The organism is Candidatus Phytoplasma solani (genome assembly GCF_041729705.1).
Taxonomy (GTDB): Bacteria; Bacillota_I; Bacilli_A; order Acholeplasmatales; family Acholeplasmataceae; genus Phytoplasma; species Phytoplasma solani.
On sequence record NZ_CP103788.1, the window covers coordinates 329,983 to 354,431 of the forward strand.

A 24,449-nucleotide genomic window follows, 5' to 3' on the forward strand; every position below is an offset into this window, starting at 1 on the left:
AGTTATTAATTGATTATTTCTACTATATTTTTATCAAAAAAATCATAAGCTAATTGAACAATCAAAGGATGATTATTGGTTGAAGTTTGTGTTTGGTAAAATTCTAAATTCCAATTACAAATTTTTAAAAAAGATTCTAACGAAGGCAAGTCATTATCTTTAAAAAAAGTTATTAAAGTTTGCCAATCTTTATCTAAAAAACAAACATAATCTTTGATAAGTTCACTTTTACCATTTAAAATCTTTAAAATTGACTCTTTGATATTGTTTTTTAACATCTGTTGACAAGCGATATTATCTCGATAAACTAAAATCATTTCTTTGTTTTGACTAAGAGCTGTGATTTGACCTTTATATAAAAGCTCAGCTGCGGTTTTATTAGAAGAAGATTGATAATTGCTTTTTAATTTCTGCCAAGCGTTAGCAATGATATTTCTTTTGGTTTCATCTTGATGCGATAAAATATCAAAAGCAATCATGGCTAAATCTTTTAAAGAAGAAATTGAAAAATAAGGATTTTTTTTATCATTTGATAATTTTTTTTTCACTGTTTTTGAAAGGGACTTAGTGGAGATAGGAAAAAGTTCTATTTGAGATATTTTGGTTGTATTTAGGTTTAGTGTTTTATCTAAGGAAACATCTATCAAAGAGTTATTTTCAATATTATCTTTATGAGGTTTATCGGGATGTTGAAATGGTTTTGGATGGTTAAATTGCGGAATTAAATTTAAGTTATGATTATGACTTGAAAAAGAACATATCTGCAAAAAAGCAATTTCTATCAAAACATGTTTTTGGTCGCTTTTTTTTAAATCTTGTTGTAATTTGATTAAAGTTTTTAAAACAAAATCGAGATGAAATGATTGCTCATTTGATGCATTTATTTGTTTAGAATCTTTATTTTTTGAAGTGGATTTAGTTTTTAAAGATTTAATTTGTTCTAATAAATAATTTTTAAAAGCCACAATTAAATCTAAAACTAATAAATCAAGATTTTTACCCACTTCAAAGGCCTGATGAAGTAATTCCAAAGCTTTAAGGTGATTTTTAACTATTAGAGAATGCAGCATTTTTTTTAAAAAACTGCCTGAAACCAACCCTTTTATCTCTGCAACATCTTCTGCGGTAATTAAACTATTTTGATAAGAGCTAATTTGATCTAATAAACTTAAAGCATTGCGCATGCTGCCATCAGAATAACTGGCAATAGTTTTGATGGCATCATCAGAAATAAAAATATTTTCTAAAGTAGCGATGTTTTTTAATTGAAAAATTATATTTTCAAGGTTTAAATTTTCAAAAGAAAAACTCTGAGAGCGAGATAAAATAGTTTCAGGAATTTTATATATTTCGGTAGTTATCAAAAGAAAAACGACATGTTTAGGAGGATCTTCTAAAATTTTTAATAAAGCGTTAAAAGCGTTGACAGTTAAAACATGTACTTCATCGATAATATAAACCTTATATTTGCCTGTATGAGCTTTATATTGGGCTTTATCTTGCAATTCTCTTATTTCATCAACACCATTATAAGAAGCGCCATCAATTTCAATAATATCAACACTTGCTTGAAGGTTTTGTTTACATATTTGACATTGATTACAAACGTCTCCTGCTTGTGGGTTTAGACAATTAATGGCTTTAGAAAAGATTTTGGCTAAAGTGGTTTTGCCAGTGCCCTTATTGCCGCTAAAAAGATAACAATGATTAATTTTTTGATATCTAATGGCGTTTTTTAAAGTTTGAATAATGATTTTTTGACCAACAACATTTTGAAAGGTTTGAGGTCGATATTTTCTATATAAAACTAAATAAGACACTATCAACTCCTTTTTATTGAAACAATCTAACAAAATATTAAAAATAAAAAAATCTCTCAATTATTATAACACATTATTTAATAAAAATAAATATAATTTTTTCCAATAACAATTAAAAAGTGTTATTTTTAAAAAATAAAAAAAAGATTCTTATAATTATTGAGAGTCTCTTATATTTTTTGATTTGGAAAAAATAAATCTTTGATTTATTAATGATTTTCAACAAATTTAATAGCACCATCAGGATAATAATAAGTTTTTTTAATTAAGGCATCCATTTACATCATATTCTTTAATATATTCCATTATTTCGTTGCCATTATAAATAGTTATTTTGGTATCTTTCGCAAAAACTTCCCTTTTTTTCGACATTTTTAATTTTTTTATTTTTGTTATAGTAAACTATTTTAACTAGGTTAAGATCATCATATATTTCAACAACTTTAAGAATACTATTTTCATCATAAATAAACGATTCAGCACCTTTTTCTAAGAGAAACATTTTTCTATTTTCATTATAAAAATTTGTTTGAATTAAATTACCCTATATTGTCATACTCTTTTTTTCTTCAATTTGCTCATTTGGATAATGTTTATGTTTAATTTTTTCATATTGTTGATTCTCATTTTTTTGTATCAATATTAAAAAAAGTATATTAACATTATAAAATTTTTTGCAAACATTCTATCTTTTTAATTTAGTTTAATAATGTTTTATAACTATAAATTATTGATTTTACAAAAATTAAAAAACTATCTTTTCAGATAGTCTAAAGTTTTGGTTATTATATAAAAAAAATTATTATTTAAAAATAAAAAAATGTATGTAATTTAAATTATTAGTTTTTTTATCTTTTTACCGAATAAAATAATCAAAGTTGAAGGAATAAGAGCAATTGATGCAATCATTGTGGTGTTTTTTTTAACATAATCCAAAACACCATTATCCCTTTGAAATGGGTAATTTTGGATAAAAGCTTTGAGATGTTGTTTAAATTTATTTTTATTGATGTTAGGAATTTTTAATTCTTTTTTCAGAAAAAAGATAGTTTTTGCTTTGATTTCGGCTATTTCCTGCAATTCCAACGATTTTTCAAAATTGTTTTTTAACAAAACCGAGTTAATAACATTTTCAAGGGTCTCTTCCGTTAAGTGATTAAAAATTTTTGTTTCTTGCTCTTCGATTGTAGATTGTAGTGTTTTTGTAAACTCTTCTAAGCTAAGTTGAGGTTGAAATAATTGAGTTTTAATTTGATTAACGATTTGATTTTTAATTTCGCTTTTGGTAATAACGGCATAATTGAAGCGGCATTCATTCATCTTATTTTGAAGTTGATCGCCTATCATTTGATAGATATTATCGTTTTTTATGTTGGTAAAGGTTTCTTCCATTTTTTTTCGATTGATATTTGCTAATTGGTACGACTTTAAATATAATTGATTGATTTTATTTTTGATTATTTGTTTAATATTGGTAATTGCTTCATTATCAAAAAGAGGATGATTAATGTTGATTTTATCAATAGATTCTTTAAAGTATTTTTGAATAAATTCTTGTTGATTGTGATATATTTTGGTATTAAAATCTTTTAAAATAACGCTTTTTAATGAATGCCAAGAAATATGATTTTGATCATATTGTTCTTCTGTGATTTCGCTAATTATTTTTTGTGTTTCCTCTGACGAAAACCAATTATTTTTTGAAGTCGCTTCTTTTAACGTTTCTGCTATAATTTTTTTTTTAGTTTCAGGGATATATTGGGTTATAATTTGTTTAATATCTGTTTCATTAGTGTTTTTTTGTTGAACCAAAATATCAATTTTTGGTAAAATTTCTAAAAAACTCAAAAAAGGATATCTTTTTCTATTTAAATTAATTAAATTGTCAGAAAAATTAATATTGGCTTTGATTTTATTAATATCCCAAATAAAATAAATAGTTTTGATGTTTTGTTTGTGTATAAACAAAACCTCTTCTAAAGTGTTAACAACAGGAATGTCAATATTTTTGATATTTTTTTTGCCCACAAAATAAAAACCTAGCAATTCTTTAGGTAAAAAATTAAGAGTGCCATAATATTGTTGAATTTTGTTTGGTTCTTTCGAAAAGTTGATATTTTTAATTTCATAATTATTATAATTATATACTTTTTGTTGATTTAAAGCCGAATAATAAGAAATTTTTTGAAAATAACTTTGCTCTTTGGCAGTGTCAAATTTTTGAGTATCTTTATAAAGGTGTTTAATTTCAATTCCTTTATACTCTTTTAAATTTTCTAATTCTCTTAATGAATATGCATTATGCTCGTGATTTTCCCAATTAAAATCGACGCCTATCTGCCTAAATAAAGACATCTGTAAATCAATAGGTAATATATTTAGGTGATCATGTTTTAATACCGCTTTAATAGCGGCTTGATCTAATATATCTGTTAATTTTCTTTGTGATTTCAAAGATATATCTGATTGCTCTTCTAAAATATCATTAAGTTGATCTAAATATTGATAACCTCTAATGTCTATTTGATATTTTTTAGCTAATTTTTTTATAAACTTTTTTCTATCTTCTTTGCTTAACAAATTGATTTCTATTTGACTGCTAAAACGGCTTAAAATAGCTGGATCAATTTGATCCTTATAATTTGTGGCGCCAATAAGGAAAATTGGTTTTTGGTAATTTGTTTCAAATCCTTCAGTTTGACTTAAAAAAGCAGATATAAGGTTATCATGATCAGAATTAGACGGTTTATCACTAGCACGACTTCTAAAAACTGTTTCGCATTCATCAATAAATATAATGCTAGGAGATTCTTTGCGGGCTTGTTCGAAAATATCGTTTATTAACTTCGGGCCTTCGCCAACATATGTTTTAGAAAAATGACTAGAATCTAGAGCAAAAAAAGGTAAATTAACTTCACGAGCTATAAATTTTGCTAAAAATGTTTTCCCAGTTCCAGGTGGACCATACAGTAAAACTCCTTTAGGAGGTTTTTGCACCCCAATATCTTTATATTTGTGTGGATTTTTTAAATAATGAAAAAACTCTTGTAATTGTTCTATTTCCTTTTTGAAACCAATAATATCTTTAGCGCTAGGCATTTGTGATAATTGCACTTTGAATTTTTGGAAATTATCCAAAGAGTTTAATAATTTATTTTTTTCTTCTTGTTCTGATTTTTCGTTTAACTTGCTGATTTGCTGATTGGTTATTTCAAACAAGTGATTTGTTTTTTCACTATTTTTCTCAATTGCAGATATAACTTTATCATGTAAATTACTTATTGAAATATTTTGATTTTCAATTTCTTCTTTTTGACTCTTAATTGTGACATCTTTTTGTGCAATTTGATTTTTGAAATCATTGTTTTCTTGTTTTAATTGATTCAAATTTTTTTGATTTTCTGCAGCTAATAATTTTTGAGCATCGATTTTTTGTTGTAATTCGTTTTTTTCAATTTGTGAAATATTAGTTAATTGTTGAATTTCTAACTCTTTTTCGTGCAATGAATTTTGAGTTGCTTGCATTTTTTGTTGCAAAAGTTCAATTTGGATTTGATTGTTGTTAATATTTTGTCGTAAGGCGTTAATTTCTTGTTTTAGTTGAGTTTGTTGTTGTTGAGATAAATTTTTATTGGAATCTAATTCATTTTGTTTATTGCTTATTTCTTGTTTTAATTGGTTAGTTTGAACATTTTTTGCTTGTATTTCTGATTTTTGATTTTTAATTTCTTCTTCTTGACTTTTAATTTGGTTTTTTTGTTTTTCAATTTCTTCTTTTTGACTCTTAATTTGGTTTTCTTGTGCTTCAATTGTTCGAGCTTGAAAAGATATTTGTTCTTGATTTGAATTTAGTGATTCTTTTTGTTGATTAATCTCTTTTTGTAATTCGTCTTTTTCACTTTGAGAGATATTAGTTAATTTTTGAATTTCTAATTCTTTGGTTTCTAAATTACTTTTAATTTGGTCAATATCTTTTTGTAAAAAATTGTTTTTATTTCGATATGATTCAAATTGCCTTTGTAAAGTAGAAATTTCTTTTTGTAATTTTTCTTTTTCTTGCTCTGATAATTTTTGATTAGAATTTAATTCGTTTTGTTTTTTTTCAATATCTTTTTTTAATGTTTTTACTTCGTTAATTTGTTTTTCAATTTCTTCTTCTTGACTTTTAATTTGGTTTTTTTGATTTTCAATTTCTTCTTTTTGACTCTTAATTGTGACATCTTTTTGTGCAATTTGATTTTTGAAATCATTGTTTTCTTGTTTTAATTGATTCAAATTTTTTTGATTTTCTGCAGCTAATAATTTTTGAGCATCGATTTTTTGTTGTAATTCGTTTTTTTCAATTTGTGAAATATTAGTTAATTGTTGAATTTCTAACTCTTTTTCGTGCAATGAATTTTGAGTTGCTTGCATTTTTTGTTGCAAAAGTTCAATTTGGATTTGATTGTTGTTAATATTTTGTCGTAAGGCGTTAATTTCTTGTTTTAGTTGAGTTTGTTGTTGTTGAGATAAATTTTTATTGGTATCTAATTCATTTTGTTTATTGCTTATTTCTTGTTTTAATTGGTTAGTTTGAACATTTTTTGCTTGTATTTCTGATTTTTGATTTTTAATTTCTTCTTCTTGACTTTTAATTTGGTTTTTTTGTTTTTCAATTTCTTCTTTTTGACTCTTAATTTGGTTTTCTTGTGCTTCAATTGTTCGAGCTTGAAAAGATATTTGTTCTTGATTTGAATTTAGTGATTCTTTTTGTTGATTAATCTCTTTTTGTAATTCGTCTTTTTCACTTTGAGAGATATTAGTTAATTTTTGAATTTCTAATTCTTTGGTTTCTAAATTACTTTTAATTTGGTCAATATCTTTTTGTAAAAAATTGTTTTTATTTCGATATGATTCAAATTGCCTTTGTAAAGTAGAAATTTCTTTTTGTAATTTTTCTTTTTCTTGCTCTGATAATTTTTGATTAGAATTTAATTCGTTTTGTTTTTTTCAATATCTTTTTTTAATGTTTTTACTTCGTTAATTTGTTTTTCAATTTCTTCTTCTTGACTTTTAATTTGGTTTTTTTGATTTTCAATTTCTTCTTTTTGACTCTTAATTGTGACATCTTTTTGTGCAATTTGATTTTTGAAATCATTGTTTTCTTGTTTTAATTGATTCAAATTTTTTGATTTTCTGCAGCTAATAATTTTTGAGCATCGATTTTTTGTTGTAATTCGTTTTTTTCAATTTGTGAAATATTAGTTAATTGTTGAATTTCTAACTCTTTTTCGTGCAATGAATTTTGAGTTGCTTGCATTTTTTGTTGCAAAAGTTCAATTTGGATTTGATTGTTGTTAATATTTTGTCGTAAGGCGTTAATTTCTTGTTTTAGTTGAGTTTGTTGTTGTTGAGATAAATTTTTATTGGTATCTAATTCATTTTGTTTATTGCTTATTTCTTGTTTTAATTGGTTAGTTTGAACATTTTTTGCTTGTATTTCTGATTTTTGATTTTTAATTTCTTCTTCTTGACTTTTAATTTGGTTTTTTTGTTTTTCAATTTCTTCTTTTTGACTCTTAATTTGGTTTTCTTGTGCTTCAATTGTTCGAGCTTGAAAAGATATTTGTTCTTGATTTGAATTTAGTGATTCTTTTTGTTGATTAATCTCTTTTTGTAATTCGTCTTTTTCACTTTGAGAGATATTAGTTAATTTTTGAATTTCTAATTCTTTGGTTTCTAAATTACTTTTAATTTGGTCAATATCTTTTTGTAAAAAATTGTTTTTATTTCGATATGATTCAAATTGCCTTTGTAAAGTAGAAATTTCTTTTTGTAATTTTTCTTTTTCTTGCTCTGATAATTTTTGATTAGAATTTAATTCGTTTTGTTTTTTTCAATATCTTTTTTTAATGTTTTTACTTCGTTAATTTGTTTTTCAATTTCTTCTTCTTGACTTTTAATTTGGTTTTTTTGATTTTCAATTTCTTCTTTTTGACTCTTAATTGTGACATCTTTTTGTGCAATTTGATTTTTGAAATCATTGTTTTCTTGTTTTAATTGATTCAAATTTTTTTGATTTTCTGCAGCTAATAATTTTTGAGCATCGATTTTTTGTTGTAATTCGTTTTTTTCAATTTGTGAAATATTAGTTAATTGTTGAATTTCTAACTCTTTTTCGTGCAATGAATTTTGAGTTGCTTGCATTTTTTGTTGCAAAAGTTCAATTTGGATTTGATTGTTGTTAATATTTTGTCGTAAGGCGTTAATTTCTTGTTTTAATTGAGTTTGTTGTTGTTGAGAAAAATTTTTATTGGAATCTAATTCATTTTGTTTATTGCTTATTTCTTGTTTTAATTGGTTAGTTTGAACATTTTTTGCTTGTATTTCTGATTTTTGATTTTTAATTTCTTCTTCTTGACTTTTAATTTGGTTTTTTTGTTTTTCAATTTCTTCTTTTTGACTCTTAATTTGGTTTTCTTGTGCTTCAATTGTTCGAGCTTGAAAAGATATTTGTTCTTGATTTGAATTTAGTGATTCTTTTTGTTGATTAATCTCTTTTTGTAATTTGTCTTTTTCACTTTGAGAGATATTAGTTAATTTTTGAATTTCTAATTCTTTGGTTTCTAAATTACTTTTAATTTGGTCAATATCTTTTTGTAAAAAATTGTTTTTATTTCGATATGATTCAAATTGCCTTTGCAAAGTAGAAATTTTTTTTTGTAATTTTTCTTTTTCTTGCTCTGATAATTTTTGATTAGAATTTAATTCGTTTTGTTTTTTTTCAATATCTTTTTTTAATGTTTTTACTTCGTTAATTTGTTTTTCAATTTCTTCTTCTTGACTTTTAATTTGGTTTTTTTGTCTCTGAATTTCATGTTCTTGTTTTTCAATTATTTTAGCTTGAGACAAAATTTTATTTCGTTCTAATTTTAGTGATTTTTTTTGTCGATTAATCTCTTTTTGTAATTTTTCTTTTTCACTTTGAGAGATATTAGTTAATTTTTGAATTTCTAATTCTTTTTCTTTAATTTTTTTTTCTTGTTCTTGTAATTTTGAAAAGTTTTCAATTAAAAAACTAATATAATGTTTAGAAAGGAAAAAAAAATTAGAAGGAGACCACATACTCCATGAATAATTTTTTGAACCATGAAATTTATTATTTTTAGCCATTAAATAATTGTCAAAATTTCTAAATTCCGTTGTATTTCCGGGTAAAACTAAAATAAATTTATCTATATCAGAAACAGTTTGTTGAACTGAATAGTTGAATTCACTAATAATATTATATTTTTCTATAAAATCTAATTGTTCTTTTAAATTAGGTTGATTAATAAAATTACCAAAAATAAATTTAATTTCTTCAACAATGTATTCTAATATTTTTTCTAATAATTGATTATTATTTTCAAATTTTGGAGAAAGTTTTTTTATTTTTTTAACAAATTCATAATCATTAAAATAGATTTCTTTATTATTTCCATTATTTTCTTTGAAAGCATTTAAAGTAAAAATTTGAGTTGTAATTGCAAATAAAAATAACAAAATAAAAAGAAAATAAAAGGTTTTTTTTATTTTGTTTTTCATTGTGTATATTAATTTTTTAAAACACCCTTCTAACAATGAAATTTGAAATATAAAATTTAATTTTTTTTTTTAATCTAAATAAAATTATTTAGAAAAAAAGAATAATTATGTTATTTTATAAATCGTATAAATTGTATCATAAAAATAAATTGAAATCAATTTGATTTATTATAATTAAATTATTTTGTAGTTAAAAAAATTTAAATTTATTAGAAATAAAACAAAAAGAGAGAAATTTAATCATTTCTCTCTTTTTTTATTTTTTTAACAAAGCAAACATTTTTTTCTTGTATATTTCTACTCCAGGTTGATTAAAAGGATTAACTCCTAATAAATACCCTGACATAGCACAAGCTTTTTGAAAAAAATAAGCTAAATAACCAAAATAAAATTCATCTAATTTAGGAATAACAATTTCTAAATTAGGAACTTCACCTTCGATGTGAGCTTGTTTAGTTGCTTGAAGGATTTTTTGATTAATTTCTGAATAAGATTTATGAGCTATATAATTAAGATTGTCTAAATCATTGCTTATTTTAGGTACAAAACAATCATTTTTTGTAGAAGTTATATTTAAAATAGTTTCAAAAATAATTTTTTTACCTTCTTGAATGAATTGTCCTAAGGAATGAAGATCAGTAGAATTACTGATAGAACCTACAAAAAGTCCTTTGTTGTCTTTTCCTTCTGATTCAGCAAATAATTGTTTCCACCATTCGGAAAAAAACACTAAATTAGGTTCATAAGTAACTAATAACTCTACTTTTTTATCCATTTTAGTATACATTAAATATCTAGCTAAAGCATATTGATAAGCTTGATTTTGAATCAAATTATCTGAAGAAGTGTCTTTTAAGGCCTGTAAAGCCCCTTGAAACATAGCATCTACATCTAAGTTAGCAAAAACAAAAGGAAGAAGGCCTACACTAGTTAAAACACTAAACCTTCCACCAACAGAATCAGGAATTACAAACATTTCATAACCTTCTTCTTTGGATAAATTAAATAAATTTCCTTTTTGTTTATCTGTGGTAGCAAAAATACGTTTTTTGGAGTTTTCTTTTCCGTATTGTTTTTCAATTGCTTCTTTAAGAATTCTAAAAGCTAAAGCTGGTTCCAAAGTTGTTCCGGATTTAGAAATAACATTGATAGCCCAATTTTTATTTTCTAAATATTTTAAAAGATTAGTTAAATAATTTCCTGATACTTGATGACCTGCAAAAATTATTTCAGGTTTATTTTTTGCAAAAGGAATTTGAAGAAATTCAATTCCAGCTTTAGCGCCTAAATAAGAACCTCCAATTCCAACAACTACTAAAACATCTAAATCAAGATTTTGTTTTCGCAATTGTTTTATTCTTTCAAGTTCTTGGCGATCATAATTCAAAGGTAAATCTAACCATCCTAAATATTGGTTTTTGATGTTTTCATCGTGATGTAATTTATGATGAATAGCCTTTATTTGAGGAAGATAAGTGGGTATTTCTTGCTCCCAATTTAAAAATGTTTGAATTCCATTAAGATTTAATTTTAAACTCATTTAGAGCTCCTTATTTTTTGTATATTTTAATTTAATTACTTTTGGGTTTTAAGTGAATGTATTTTGTTTTTTCTTAAAAAAGAAATAAAAATGATTGCTGTTACTATTAAAACAGTTACATTGCTACCGAAAGTGCTTAAACCAAATTGCTGAGCAGAAGAGATTTTGCTGCAATAATGTAAACAAAATAAAATAGCTATTCTTAAAGTTACTCTTAAAAGGTTCATCCAAAAAATCAGGTTAGCACTTTTTTTGTAAGATAAAATATAGCCCATCATCATTGAAGCCCAAATAGAAGTAAACAAAGAAGTTCCTTCCCAAAATAAAATTATTTTAAAATTTTCACTTTCCGTATTAGTAAAAGTTTTACCTGGTTTTAAAGCGCGCAACAAATTGTCTCCACAAAAATGATTAGTTAAAAAACCAATAATACCAATAATTAAAGTAATAACAAAAACATTTTTAAAGATTTGAAAAGTTTTTTTGTCACTTTCGCAAGCAACACTTTGCGCTACCATCGCAGATTGTGAATCTTCAAAAGATTGAGAAATGGCATAACAAATACCATTAACAACTGCAACCAAACCTGAAATGGCGACTAATTCTTTACCATAATAATTAGTAGCCATATCAAGGATAATTTTTTTACCAATTTCATAAGTAACTTTTCCAATAATTAAAATCCCTGATAATTTAAGCATTTCCAAAATTATCTTTTTCGGGAAAGTTAACCCTTTAAATTGCAATTGAAACGGGTTTTTAGGACTAAACATACAATAAAAAGCAATAAAAGTAATTAATAAATTTGATAATAAATCGGCTAAAGCTAAATCATTAACTGTTACTGTATCTTTTTCTTTAGCAAATTTATAAATAAAAGAAATAATAATTCTTGTAATGATTAAAAAAACATTTAAGATTAAAATAAATTTAGTTTTGTCTTTAGAACGTTCTAACCCAATAAAAACAGAATTAATAGTAATAAAAACAAAAGTTATTAAAGAAAGTTGATAATATAAAAGACCACCATCTCCATGGTAATTATCTTTTAAAAACAAATCTCCTAAAGGTTTAGGCAAAAATACTCCTAAAGCTAAGACAGTTAAAAAAAACAAAGAAATACCTACAGCCAATAAAAAAGCTAAAGTAGCATATTGTTTGGATTTTTCTTTATTTTCCTTTTTATATTCGCGCGCTACTAAAACTACTCCAGCCCCTCCTAAAGAAATTGCTATGCTTTGCAGTATCTTTTTGATTTGTTTCATGTAAGTAATAGTTGAATCTACATTAGCTATTTTTTTTGGATTTCCAATAATGAAGTAATCAATAGAAGTGCTTAAATGTTGAAAAAGTAAATAAATAGCAATTGGGAAAGTAAGAATAATTAGATTTTTCCAAATAGGACCTTTAAAAGTGTTTGGTTTTGGGGGATGAGAAAAATTATTTTTTTTTGCAATTTGACGAGTATGATGAATATTCATTGAAAAAGACCTTCTTTTTATTATATTTAAATATTGTCTCTAAATCTAAAATTAAATTAGATAATAAATTTGATACTGTGGAAAATAAATTATATTTTTTTATTTGCTGTTAAAAATTTCTTTAAAATCAACATCAAGTAATTTTAATCCTTTTAAACAAACTCCGCAATTAGAAATATTTTTTTGTAATAATTGAACAGCAAAACTACCCATTCTAGCCGCTAATACCAAATCTTCAGCAGTTGGTTTTCCGCCTCTTTGAATATGTCCTAAAATTTGAGCTCTAGTTTCAAAGCCGCTATTTAGTTCAACTTCTTTGGCCAAACTAAAGACATCAAAAAGATGCTCAGTTACAACTACAATTGCATGTCTTTGTTTTTTTTCGTTTAGTTCTTTAATTTTGTCAAAGATTTTTTGTTTGTCTAAAAAGTTTTCAGGAGTTATAATTAAATCCACTCCAGCAGCCACTCCTCCATATAGAGCTAAATCCCCTTTGTGACGTCCCATGACTTCAATAATGCTACATCTGCGATGAGAAATAGAAGTATCACGTAATTTTTCAATTGCATCAACAACGTTGCTTAAAGCAGTACTAAAACCAATTGTAAAATCGGTCTCATTAATATCATTATCAATGGTAGCTGGTAAACCAACGCATTTAATTCCTATTTCTTCTAACCTCATCGCCCCCCTATAAGAACCATCGCCACCAATAACAACTAATTTTTCAATACCTAATTTTTTTAAATTATTTGCACATTGTTGACGAATCGATAAATCTTGTTGAAAGGGGATAAAACGAGAAGTCCCTAAAAAGGTTCCTGAGATATTAATAATGCGAGGAAGGGAATTTGGTTCTAAAAGTTGAATTTCGTTTTTATATAACCCTAAATAGCCATCCTTAACTCCATAAACTTCAAACCCTTGTTTATTTCCTTCTAAAACAACTGCCCTAATGGCAGCATTCATGCCGGGAGCATCCCCTCCGGAAGTTAAAACAGCAATTTTTTTAATTTCTTTTTTGTTTTTCATCTTCAATATAAACCCTCTTTTATGATTATTTTATTAATTATTTATTAACTTTAAAAATTATTGTTCAAAAAATAACTTTTATTTTTCGTTCATTAAAACTTAATTATTAAATATCAAAATAGTAATTAAATATAGCAATTAAATAACAAAATAATCATTTAGAGCAAAAACATTAATTTCATATTTGTATAAAAATAAAAAATACCATATTAAAACAAATTTACATAAAATGTTTACATATCAAACACCTCCAATTATAACATTTTCTTAAAATAACTGTTAAAAACATAAAAGTTATTTCCTAAATTTAGTTTTATTTATGATTAATTAAAAACAAAATATTTAATATTTTTATATGTTTTAAAATCATTTTTAATTGAAAAAAGCTCAATAAAATTAATGTGACTATTTCAAGTTAATAACCGGCTACATTCTAATTTTATAAAAAAAAAGCAATATTGCAACCAAAAAGCATTTATTATTATTTTTTTTCACCAAAAAAACATTCTTTTACCGCAAAAAAATGTTAAGGATAAAAAAATAATTTATTTAGTGTTTCAGGTGAAAATAGTAAATAAGAAAATTGACAATTATTTTTTTATATGTTATACTAAAGTAGCTAAAATAATAATATTAAAAAATTTATTTAAAATAACAAATTAATTAAAGAAGCGAAAGGAAATGATTCAATGAACAAAAGGGAGCACATCGTTAGCAAAAAAGAAAAATTAAGTAATTTGGTTTTGGAAGGAAATTTGCTAAAATCTTTATTGATTGTTTCTTTCCCTATTATTGTTTTTAATATTTTTAAGGCTTTATTTGGTAACATTGATGCTTTATTCGCCGTTTCTAGTATTAATAAAGATGTTATCGGTGATTTTATTCAATATTCTAAGTCTATTCAAACCATTGTTGATTCTATCGGTGCTTGTTTAGGGATTGCAGGGATTACTTTAATTGCAAGAGAAATTGGCAAAAGCAAAGATATATATAACCCAAAAGCTCGTCAAATAGCTTCTTCGGTTTTTGTTTTATTGATTGGTGTCAGTATTTTAGTAGCTTTGATAATGATTATCTTGGCTGAACCATTTTGCAACAACATCATGGGATTAAAAAAATACAACACATTAGAGGAAGAAATTAATCAAAGTTGTATTTGGGCTTTTAGATTAAAAATGTTGGGAGTCATTTTGTTAGCCATTAACGTGTTTTTCTTAGGAACTGAAAGAATTTTAGGAAAACTCAAAAAAATATTAGTTTTAAATTGTCTAATGATGACTTTTAAAATCGGTTTAAGTTGTTTAATTTATTATACATTCAACCAAAAAAATCCTTTAGGATTGGAGATAGCTTCAATATTATCTTATGCTTGTATTACGATAGTAGCTTTCATTACCCTTTTGAACCAAAAAAATCCTTTTTATTTAAGCATTAAAGATTTTTGTTGGAAAAACTTTTGGGAAAATAAAAAAATAATTAAAAATATCCTTAAACTGGCTCTTCCTTTGATGTTAGGGAAAATGTTTTATGAATTTGGTCGGTTATTAACTTTATGGATGATAGATAGCAGTAAAGACGAACCTTTTTTATTTTTTCAAGGATTTGAAAAAGGAACATTAAGTAAAATAGGAGCCGCTGATGCAGTAATTAGTTTGTTTACGCAAATTTCTTTTTCCTTAAAAGAAGGGCAATTAATGATTGTTTCAGAAAATTTAGGAAACAAAAACATTAAAAGAGCAATAAAAACTTTAATTATTACTTCTATTTTTGTTTTTTTTGTTTTCGTTTTCACATATTTAATTTGTGCACCTAACAATTATATGGGTTTTGGTTTAGGAGATAAAATATACTTATTTTTCAAAAATTTAGGAAAAGCAGAAAATCAAATTACTAAAAAAATTCCTCCTGGTTTTTCAGAATTTTTAATTGGAGGGCTTTTAACAACTAGTTTAATAACGACTCAATTAGAAATTATATCTACTTTTTTGATCGCAGCGAAACAGCCAAAATATGATTTATTTTTAAATTTCGGACGAGTTTATCTTTTTAGAATCCCTTTTCTTTGTTTGTTTAGGAATTTTTTTTCTATATTCCAGCCTGGAGAAAAATATGAATATCATGTTTATAGTACAGCTAACTTCTTTTCAAACTGCATTATGTTAATTTTTATGTTTTGTTTATGCTTACGCTTTATTATCAAAATTAAAAAAGAACAAAAAAACATTAGAATAATAAATTAAAAGTTAAATTGTTTATCAATTGATAATCGGTTTGACTTTTTTTGTTTTAAGATGGTTTCGTTTTTTTTTGGCTCGATGGCAACAAAGGTTATTTTTTTTTCATTTTAACAATATTTTTGCATTCAGGGAAACGACTGCAACCCAAGAATTGTCCATAACGACTTTTTTTAATCATCAAAGGAGCTTGACATAAATTACATATTTGATCAATTTCAATCGGTTTTACTTTTTTGTTTTCTGATTGAGAGTTTGTTTGCGTTTGCAAAGGGACGGTATTTTTGCATTCAGGGAAACGACTGCAACCCAAGAATTGTCCATAACGACTTTTTTTAATCATCAAAGGAGCTTGACATAAATTACATATTTGATCAGTTTCAATCGGTTTTACTTTTTTGTTTTCTGATTGAGAGTTTGTTTGCGTTTGCAAAGGGACGGTATTTTTGCATTCAGGGAAACGACTACAACCCAAGAATTGTCCATAACGACTTTTTTTAATCATCAAAGGAGCTTGACATAAATTACATATTTGATCAGTTTCAATCGGTTTTACTTTTTCAATCATTTTATCTGCTATTTGATAAAATTTATGAAAATTTTGGTAAAATTTTTGCAGTAATTGTTTACTATCAACTGTTCCGGAAGCAATTTGGTCAAGATCTTCTTCCATTTTGGCTGTATATTGAGTATCTAGGATTTGTTCGAAGAATTTTTCTAAATTTTGAATAGTTAAAATACCTTGCTCAGTCGGGAAAAAACGTTTTTCTAACAGATCTACATAAAATCTTTTTTTGAGAGTGAAAATAATTTGCGAATAAGTCGAAGGTCTACCAATGTTAAGTTTTTCTAAGGTTTTAATCAAAGTAGCTTCTGAAAAACGAGCCGGTGGGGTGGTAAATTTTTGCAAATCTTGAATTTCTTCAGGTAAATATGTTTCATTTAAATGAAATTCCGGGATAATTTTGTCTTTAGTGGTATCAGTTAAAATTTTTTGATAACCATCAAATATTTTTACTAGCCCTTCTGTTAAAAAGGAGTGTTTTTCGACTTCAAAAAAAACTTGATTTTTTTGGAAAACAGCCGATTTCATAAAGCTTGCTAACGTTCTTTTATAAATTAACTCGTACAAGCGATATTCATATTTATCTAGGTATGGAGCTAAATTTTCTGGAGTTTTACTTAAATCAGTCGGTCTAATAGCTTCATGAGCGTCTTGAGTTTGATTTGTTTTAGTTTGGCGAAAAACTGATAAATATTTTTTACCATATTTGGATTTAATGAATTTTTGAGCGTCTTTGACAAAAACATCAGAAAATCTTTGAGAATCGGTTCTTATATAAGTGATTAATCCCACTTGTTCGCCTGCCACATCAATTCCTTCGTAAAGCTTTTGAGCGACTCTCATTGTTTGGTTAGAAGTCATATAAAGATAATTGATGGCTTCTTGTTGCAAAGTCGAAGTAATCAAAGGTTTTTTTGGGTTTTGAAGGATTTGAGATTGTTTAATTTTTTTAACTATAAAAGGTTTTTTGGCGATAGATTTAATAATTTGTAAAGCCTCTGAAGCTTTAATTTTTTTGTTTTGAGGATTTTGGTATTCAGCTTGAAAAGATGAAAAAAAAGCAGTAATAAGGTGATACTCTTCAGGAACAAAAGCATTAATTTCTTTTTCTAAATCTACAATCAATTTTAAAGCTACCGATTGTACTCTACCGGCAGACTGGGATTTAATTCTTCTAACTACACGAGATAACTTAAAACCAATAATACGGTCAAGCATTCTTCTAGTTTCTTGCGAAAAAACCAATAATTCGTCAATTTTACGCGGTTGTTCCAAAGCTTTTAAAACTACTTCTTTGGTGATTTCTCGGAAAACAATTCTATTAGCACTTTGAGGTTTCAAGTTAAGAACTTTTGATAAATGCCAAGCAATTGCCTCCCCTTCGCGGTCAGGATCAGTCGCTAAAAAAACTTCTTTATTTTTAGTTTTTTGCTGCAAAGTTTCAACTAGACTATTTTTATCTTTAATGATCTCATATTTAGGAATAAAGCCATTTTTAATGTCAATTCCAAGTTTATCTTTGCCTAATAAAGACAAATCTCTGATGTGTCCTTTGGAAGATAAAATTTCGATTTTATTATCAAAAAAACGACTTAAAGTTTTGATTTTAGCAGGAGACTCAACTATAATAACTTTTTGTTTCATTTTTAATTCCTCCTTATCGTTTTTTAGCTTAATTTAGTTTGTTGTTTAAAAAAAACATCTAAAAAGGGTAAAATATCTAAATCAAAATTAATTTTACCTAAAATGCCTTCTCGTATTTCTTTTAAAATGGTTTGATAAACTTTATTTTGATCAACTTGACTATTTTTGGTATAAAAGTTTCTTTTGCGACCAATTAATTGAACTAAATCAAAGATTGGAAAAATATTGTCATCCAAATCAAATCTTTTTTTTAAATTATGAAAATAATACTTTTGTAAATAACTTAAGGCGTGTTGTCCTAAATGTTCCAAAGGTAAAACCGAATCTTTAAAAGATCCAGCCAAAGCCAAAGATAAACTAATTTTAGGATCATAAAAACGATGATATAAAACCCCGGGAGTGTCTAAAAATTGAATATTAGGTTTAAGGGCGTTAATCCATTGAATTTTTTTAGTCGTACCGGCTAAATTAGCTGTTTTTAAAACTTTTTTGCCAACAAAACTATTAATTAAAGTTGATTTCCCTACATTAGGCATTCCTACTATCATCGTCTTAATGTTGGGTTGATTATCAATAATACTTCTTTTTGTTTTAAAATGTGGCTTGGAAGTTTGAATTATTTTTAAAGCTTTTCGATAAATAGTAAAATTTTGTTTTTTTTGCAGAGCATCAACAGCTAACACTAGGATTTGGTTTTGCGAATAATATTTAATAAAAGCAGTTGTTTTAGTTAAATCAGCTAAAGAGGTTTTGTTCATTAAAATTAAATAAGGTTTTTGATGTTGTTTAACTAAAGACAAAATTTTAAAATTAAGGCTCGAAAAAGGCATTCTTGCGTCTAACATTAATAACACGATATCAACCAAAGATAAATTAGTTTTGATTTGGTCAAAGGTTTTTTTCATATGACCAGGGAACCAATTAAATGTTTTCATTTAGCCAATCCTTTTTCTTTTTTTGGTTTAATTTTTACTTATTTTTGCCATTTGACACTGATTCCAAAACTTTTTGCAAATCTTGTTCTACATCACTTTCGGATTTAAAAATCTTTTTGCTATAAATTTTATAAAACTCTTCTCCGGTAATAGCTATCAAAGAAACACCTATTTGAATGAAGATTAATTCTAAAGGCTTATCAAAAATAATTTTTTTAATCCAATGAAAGGGATTAAGTAAGTTGGTGATATTACCCAAGGTGGTAGTAATTTTTTTAGTTTTTTGAATTTTTTGAACCATGTTTTTTTTAACAATTGCTTCTCTGATGATAAAAATTCTTTTTAAAGTCATTTTTCGAAAAATTATTAAAATCTTATTTTGGAAAATCTGATCAATTCTTTGGTTAATATAAAGCATCAAAATAAGACTTTCATCAATAGTTAACTCTAAATAAGGGTATTTGGAGTCTGGATAAAACTGATTAATAATTTCTAAAGTCAACTCTCGGACTGAGGCAAGCAAAAGATTACCAAAATTATCTTTATCTTTTTTGATTTTGCTTTTAAAATCTTGTTTTTTGGCTTCAATTAATTCAAGGATCACTTTTTGGTTAACATCTTTTGGTACTTTACCGTGAACAAAGTTTTTTTTAACACTACGCAAAGAAAGCCAGCAATAAACAAAACCAAAAAAAATAAATCCACTTGTAAAACCAACAAGATAAGTGAAAAAATGTTTCATATTACTTAAAAAATTCCAAAGATCCATAATTTCTTATTTCCTTTACTTTTTTAGTTATTTTAACAAAAAAGATTTTTTAAATAACTTATATTAACATAACTATTCTCATTATATAACAAAAAAGATATCGGAAAAAAGAAAAAGCCGAAAAAAATCAGTAAATCAAAACAAAAATGGCTCAAAGAAAAAAATTACTTATTATTATCTCTTGATAAATAAAGCCCTGTTTCAGTATTTATGATAATTTTTTCGCCTGTAACAATAAAAAGCGGAACTTTAATAACTAAACCTGTTTCTAAAGTAGCATCTTTTAGGGAATTAGTTTTGGTGTCCCCTTTGGCTCCAGGTTCTGTGTAAGTCACTTTTAAAGAAATTTTATCAGGCAAACTAATACCTAAAATTTCATCATTATCATAAAAGATAACTTCAACTAACAAACCTTCATAAAAATATGAAAGATATTTTTTTAATTGATTTTTGTTGATTTCTAACTGTTCATAATTTTGGGTATTCATGAAAATATATTGTTCTTCGGAAGAATAAATAAATTGCATTTTGACTTTGTTAATTAAGGCAGGCTCTAATTTGATGCCGGCATTAAAAGTGTGGTCAATGACGCTTCCGGTTCTTAAATTCTTTAACTTAGTTCTAACAAAGGCAGCCCCTTTGCCAGGTTTGACATGCAAAAACTCTAAAATTTGAAAAATTTGATTATTGAATTTAATGGTTTGGCCTGTTTTAAAATCGTTAGTATTAATCATGATTTTACTCCTTATTTTTTAAAAAATTACTGACTATCTGAGACACTTCTATTTCTAAAGAAGGAGATAAAGCATCTATTATAATTGGTTTAAGTTGGTTTTTAAACCATGTTTTTTGCCTTTTAGCATATTGCATCGTTTTTTGGATAATTAAGTTTTTAGCCTCATCTAGATTAATCTTTTTTTCTAAAAAAAGTTTAATTTCACGATATCCAATAATATTAAAATTAGCTTGATCAAAGTTAGCAAAAATAATTTTTACTTCTTCGATCAAGCCTTGATTTAACATATTTTCTAGTCTTAAAATAATCCTTTTTTTTAACACTTGTCGATCGATGTCAAGATAAAAAATTAAAAGAGGATACAAAGGAGAGTTTTTTTGAGTTTTTTGAGAACTGAGATGCCCTGAAATAGCATTATAATAAGAATTGATAATGCGAGGACGATTTTTTATATCTAAAACTAATTGAGGATCTTTTTCTTGGATCACAGCAAGCATCTTTTGTAATTCTTGTTCTGTAAAAGTTTTTTTTACAAAAAATTTGGGGGTTAATTCATAGTTAAAAAGAGCGGATTTAAGATATAACCCACTACCTCCAACAAACAAAGGCGAAGGTATGGTATTAATTTTTTGCCGTGCATCTTTTTGAAAATGATAAATACTATAATGTTGTTCTGGTAAAAGAAAATCTAAAAGATGATGTTTAATTCCTTGAGTTTCTTCTGGAGTAATTTTAGCAGTTCCAATGTTATAATATTGATAAAATTGGGTTGAATCGCAATTAATGATTTCTAAATTAAATTTTTTGGCTATTTTAATAGAGAGGTCGGTTTTTCCTGAAGCGGTTGGACCAGTGATAGCAATTACTTTTTTCACAATAATTTCCTCAATGAAATTGATTTAAACTTAAAAACTAAGATTGAAAAATCATTATTCTTCTGATAAGTTAATTTTTTGAATAATTTGTTCTGGTTGTAAAGTTACAAGAACACCATTTAATTGTCTTTTGCCTGTGGCATTCGGTCTTGCAAAAAAATCTTTTTTTCCTAAAAAAGAATCAATAATAGGTCCTTTTTCTTTACCTATTACACCATTTTTCGCTCCTGTCATCCCAGCATCAGTAATATAAAGTGTTTTATGAGGAAAAAGACGGTTGTCGTTGGTTTGAACGTGAGTGTGAGTGCCTACAATAGCGTTAATACGACCATCAAAATAATGAGTCAAAGCTATTTTTTCACTAGTTGCTTCAGCATGAAAATCTAAAAAAGAAAAATCATATTTGGATTTGTTTTCTTCTAATACATGATCGATAGTCTTAAAAGGGCAATGAAGGTTAGGGTCAATAAAAACACGTCCCAAAGCGTTCATTACTAAAATTTTTTTATTACTACACTCAACAATTTTATAACCTTGTCCTATTTGTCGAAGATCATTGATGGGACGGATTACATTAGAATCATCGATAAAATCTTTAATTTGTTTATTTTTCCAAATATGGTTTCCCATGGTGATTAAATCAACACCTAATTTTTGTAATTTTTTATAAATTTTATAACTTAACCCCTTTCCGTTATCAGCATTTTCGGCGTTAGCAATGATAAAATTAGGTTGGTAAGTTTCTTTTAAAAAATCAACTTTTTCGGCAAAATAATCAACTCCTGGTTTGCCGTAAATATCTCCAATAAACATTATTTTCATAATCAAATCTCCCGCGGTTGACTATAATTTAACTATTTCAATAGCCCTTATTTCTCTTATAACAGTAACTTTAATAATTCCATTGTAACTAATATCTTGTTCAATTTGTTCTTTGATAATTCTTGCGACTTGAAAAATAAAATCATCGTTTATTTTGTCTGGTTTTACGATAACTCTAATTTCACGACCAGCTTGGATGGCATAAGAATGAGCCACTCCTTTAATAGAATTAGCAATATTTTCTAATTTAGTTAATCTTTGAATATAATTTTCTATTGATTCTTTTCTAGCTCCAGGTCTTGCCGAACTAAGAGTGTCTGCAATAGCAACTAAAACAGCAATAACAGTTTGCGGGGGTTTGTCTTCGTGATGAGAAGCGATGGCGTCAATCACTTCTTTTTTTTCTTTATATTTACTCGCCAAAGCGACGCCAATTTCTACATGGCTCCCTTCTATTTCGTGGTCTAAAGCTTTTCCAATATCATGAAAAAGACCAGCTCTTCTGGCTAAAATTTCGTTTTCACCAATTTCTGCAGCTAATTTTCCAGCTAAAAAAGCCACTTCTAAAGAATGTTTTAAAATATTTTGACTATAACTTAAGCGAAAATGTAATTTTCCTAAAATTTTGATTAAATCCTGATGAACTTCGCCAATTTTGGTAATAAAAACTGCTTCTTCGCCCATTTCTTTAATAAAATTGTCAACTTCTGTAGTTGATTGTTCTAAGGCTTTTTCGATGCGCGAAGGATGAATTCTACCATCAGAAACTAACGATTCTAAAGTTTTTTTAGCAATTTCCCTTCTAACAGGGTCAAAACTACTAACAACTACTGTTAAAGGAGAATCGTCAATAATTAAATCCACCCCTGTTAAAACCTCTAAAGATTTGATATTTCTACCTTGACGGCCGATAATACGACCTTTCATCTCTTCGTTAGGTATTTCAACAACACTAATGTTTTTTTCGCCTGTAACATCGCCAGCATATTTTTGCATCGCCGAAATTAAAAACATTTTCGCTTTTTTAGCGACTTCTGATTTTGCTTTTTCCTCTTCTTTTTTAATATATGCAAAAACTTCGTTAGCGGTTTTATCCCTAACTTCATCCATAATAATTTTTTGTGCTGCCTGTGGTGTCAAAGCAGCTATTTGTTCTAATTTAATTTTTTGCTGTTGTATTAAGTGCTCGTGTTCTTGAATCTGTTTTTCTAGATTTTTTTTAACATGATTGATCATTTGTTGTTTAGAATCTAAATATTGTTCTCTTTTATTTAAACTTTCTGTTCTATTATTGAATAATTCTTCACGACGATTATTTTTTTCTTCTAAACTAACTACAATATTAGTTCTTTCATGCAAATCATGTTCCAGTTTTTGTCTTAAGGAAACTATTTCTATTTTGGCATTGTAAATCAATTCTTTTTCATGCTGGCGCAATTCTTCTAATTTGTTTTTAACTTGTATTTCAAATTTTTGTTGCTCTTGATCTAGTTTTTTTCGATTAAAAAAAGAATAAAATAAATAACCTATGGAAATGCCTAAAGATAAAAAAACAACAGAAAGCAAGACCATGCTTAAACATCCTTCTGGTGATGTTCCGCTCATGTTATTTCATGCCTTTCTTTTATTTTTTATATTTATAATCAATAAGGAGATGATAAAAAAATTAAAAAAAGTTGTAAACAAACAAAATTGTATGCAAAATTCTTTTAGAAATTATTTTTAAGTAAACAAAGGGAGGCGAAGAAAGTTTTTTATCGTTAATTTTTGAGTTTTTTTGAGATCTTTTTTTATTTTTTCAACCCCTTGCGAAAATAAAAAAACAAAAAAAGATGATAAATGGACAAATAATAAAAAATTAATTATTATAAAAAAAATTCCTTTAAAGGAATAAAAAATAAAAAACTGAAAAGCTAACCTTTAGTAGATTAGCTTTTGTAAGAAAAAAATTAATTATTAATATATTTAATAAAAATTAGTTTTATAAATCAAATTTTGGTTTTTTTACCCCTAAGTAAAGAACTAGTTAATTTATCAGGAATACTATCTACAAAAGTTTTTGCCTGTTTTGATTCTATGGCTTTTTGAGTTAGATTAGTTAGTTCATTAAAAACTTTGTCTTTTAAATCATCCATTTTGTAATCAGTAGATGGTTTTGACACAACCGAAGAAATGACTTCTTCTGTTGGATTGTTTGAAGTTTCTTCAACAAAAGTTTCTTCAGAATTAAAAAAGAAAAAACCAAAAATAATAGCAATAACAAAAAAAATTAAAATACCAATGACAAGAGTTTTGTTATGTTTTGAGTTCAATGTAAAAATTTAGACAACATCCTTTTAATTTTAAATTAAAAAACAACGAAAAATACTTATAATAAGTTTAAATATTTTAACTTTTAAACCAACTTAAAGTAAGATACAAAATATAAGA

The 24,449-nt window shown here is 26.0% G+C and carries 17 protein-coding genes; 1 reads left to right on the top strand and 16 read right to left on the bottom strand.

Going from position 1 to position 24,449, the window contains the following annotated elements; translation table 11 throughout:
- Positions 1 to 5: 5 nt before the first annotated feature.
- The 8 genes from dnaX to psc1_RS01715 form a co-directional block, all read right to left on the bottom strand.
- Complete coding sequence (gene dnaX / locus psc1_RS01680) at positions 6 to 1,820, bottom strand: DNA polymerase III subunit gamma/tau (RefSeq protein WP_373375754.1); 1,815 nt, start codon at positions 1,818 to 1,820, stop codon at positions 6 to 8.
- 831 nt (positions 1,821 to 2,651) lie between these two features.
- Positions 2,652 to 6,233, bottom strand: coding sequence for an AAA family ATPase (locus psc1_RS01685; protein ID WP_373400991.1), 3,582 nt, complete (start codon positions 6,231 to 6,233; stop codon positions 2,652 to 2,654).
- 557 nt (positions 6,234 to 6,790) lie between these two features.
- On the bottom strand, positions 6,791 to 6,982 hold the full coding sequence (locus psc1_RS01690; protein WP_373400992.1) for a hypothetical protein: 192 nt from the start codon (positions 6,980 to 6,982) through the stop codon (positions 6,791 to 6,793).
- Positions 6,979 to 7,119, bottom strand: a complete 141-nt coding sequence (locus psc1_RS01695; protein ID WP_373400993.1) for a hypothetical protein — start codon at positions 7,117 to 7,119, stop codon at positions 6,979 to 6,981. The genes psc1_RS01690 and psc1_RS01695 overlap by 4 nt, the downstream gene beginning before the upstream one ends.
- A gap of 557 nt (positions 7,120 to 7,676) precedes the next feature.
- Positions 7,677 to 9,386, bottom strand: a complete 1,710-nt coding sequence (locus tag psc1_RS01700) for a hypothetical protein (protein ID WP_373375756.1) — start codon at positions 9,384 to 9,386, stop codon at positions 7,677 to 7,679.
- A 256-nt stretch (positions 9,387 to 9,642) separates the two neighbouring features.
- Positions 9,643 to 10,926 carry a glucose-6-phosphate isomerase gene (locus psc1_RS01705; protein WP_122225312.1) on the bottom strand — a complete coding sequence of 428 codons (1,284 nt, stop codon included), beginning with the start codon at positions 10,924 to 10,926 and terminating at the stop codon, positions 9,643 to 9,645.
- A 35-nt stretch (positions 10,927 to 10,961) separates the two neighbouring features.
- Positions 10,962 to 12,407 carry an MATE family efflux transporter gene (locus tag psc1_RS01710; protein ID WP_122225311.1) on the bottom strand — a complete coding sequence of 482 codons (1,446 nt, stop codon included), beginning with the start codon at positions 12,405 to 12,407 and terminating at the stop codon, positions 10,962 to 10,964.
- 99 nt (positions 12,408 to 12,506) lie between these two features.
- On the bottom strand, positions 12,507 to 13,439 hold the full coding sequence (locus psc1_RS01715; RefSeq protein ID WP_122225310.1) for an ATP-dependent 6-phosphofructokinase: 933 nt from the start codon (positions 13,437 to 13,439) through the stop codon (positions 12,507 to 12,509).
- A 689-nt stretch (positions 13,440 to 14,128) separates the two neighbouring features.
- On the opposite strand from psc1_RS01715, the gene psc1_RS01720 reads away from it, so the two are divergent.
- Complete coding sequence (locus psc1_RS01720) at positions 14,129 to 15,679, top strand: multidrug transporter (protein WP_122225309.1); 1,551 nt, start codon at positions 14,129 to 14,131, stop codon at positions 15,677 to 15,679.
- An 88-nt stretch (positions 15,680 to 15,767) separates the two neighbouring features.
- Here psc1_RS01720 and topA read toward each other — a convergent pair whose 3' ends face one another.
- From topA to psc1_RS01760, 8 genes are all read right to left on the bottom strand, one after another.
- Positions 15,768 to 17,882 carry a type I DNA topoisomerase gene (gene topA, locus psc1_RS01725; protein WP_373375757.1) on the bottom strand — a complete coding sequence of 705 codons (2,115 nt, stop codon included), beginning with the start codon at positions 17,880 to 17,882 and terminating at the stop codon, positions 15,768 to 15,770.
- Positions 17,883 to 17,905: 23 nt separating this feature from the next.
- Positions 17,906 to 18,817, bottom strand: coding sequence for a ribosome biogenesis GTPase YlqF (gene ylqF / locus psc1_RS01730; RefSeq protein WP_023161605.1), 912 nt, complete (start codon positions 18,815 to 18,817; stop codon positions 17,906 to 17,908).
- A gap of 34 nt (positions 18,818 to 18,851) precedes the next feature.
- On the bottom strand, positions 18,852 to 19,586 hold the full coding sequence (locus psc1_RS01735; protein ID WP_023161604.1) for a hypothetical protein: 735 nt from the start codon (positions 19,584 to 19,586) through the stop codon (positions 18,852 to 18,854).
- A gap of 164 nt (positions 19,587 to 19,750) precedes the next feature.
- A complete protein-coding gene (gene efp, locus psc1_RS01740; protein ID WP_023161603.1) occupies positions 19,751 to 20,320 on the bottom strand; it encodes an elongation factor P in 570 nt (189 codons plus the stop codon).
- A gap of 4 nt (positions 20,321 to 20,324) precedes the next feature.
- A complete protein-coding gene (gene miaA, locus psc1_RS01745) occupies positions 20,325 to 21,197 on the bottom strand; it encodes a tRNA (adenosine(37)-N6)-dimethylallyltransferase MiaA (RefSeq protein ID WP_023161602.1) in 873 nt (290 codons plus the stop codon).
- 54 nt (positions 21,198 to 21,251) lie between these two features.
- On the bottom strand, positions 21,252 to 22,019 hold the full coding sequence (locus psc1_RS01750; RefSeq protein ID WP_023161601.1) for a TIGR00282 family metallophosphoesterase: 768 nt from the start codon (positions 22,017 to 22,019) through the stop codon (positions 21,252 to 21,254).
- 21 nt (positions 22,020 to 22,040) lie between these two features.
- Positions 22,041 to 23,624 (bottom strand): ribonuclease Y, encoded by a 1,584-nt coding sequence (rny, locus tag psc1_RS01755; protein WP_023161600.1) that lies wholly within the window; start codon positions 23,622 to 23,624, stop codon positions 22,041 to 22,043.
- Between the two features lie 383 nt (positions 23,625 to 24,007).
- Positions 24,008 to 24,331 (bottom strand): hypothetical protein, encoded by a 324-nt coding sequence (locus psc1_RS01760; protein ID WP_023161599.1) that lies wholly within the window; start codon positions 24,329 to 24,331, stop codon positions 24,008 to 24,010.
- Positions 24,332 to 24,449 lie beyond the last annotated feature (118 nt).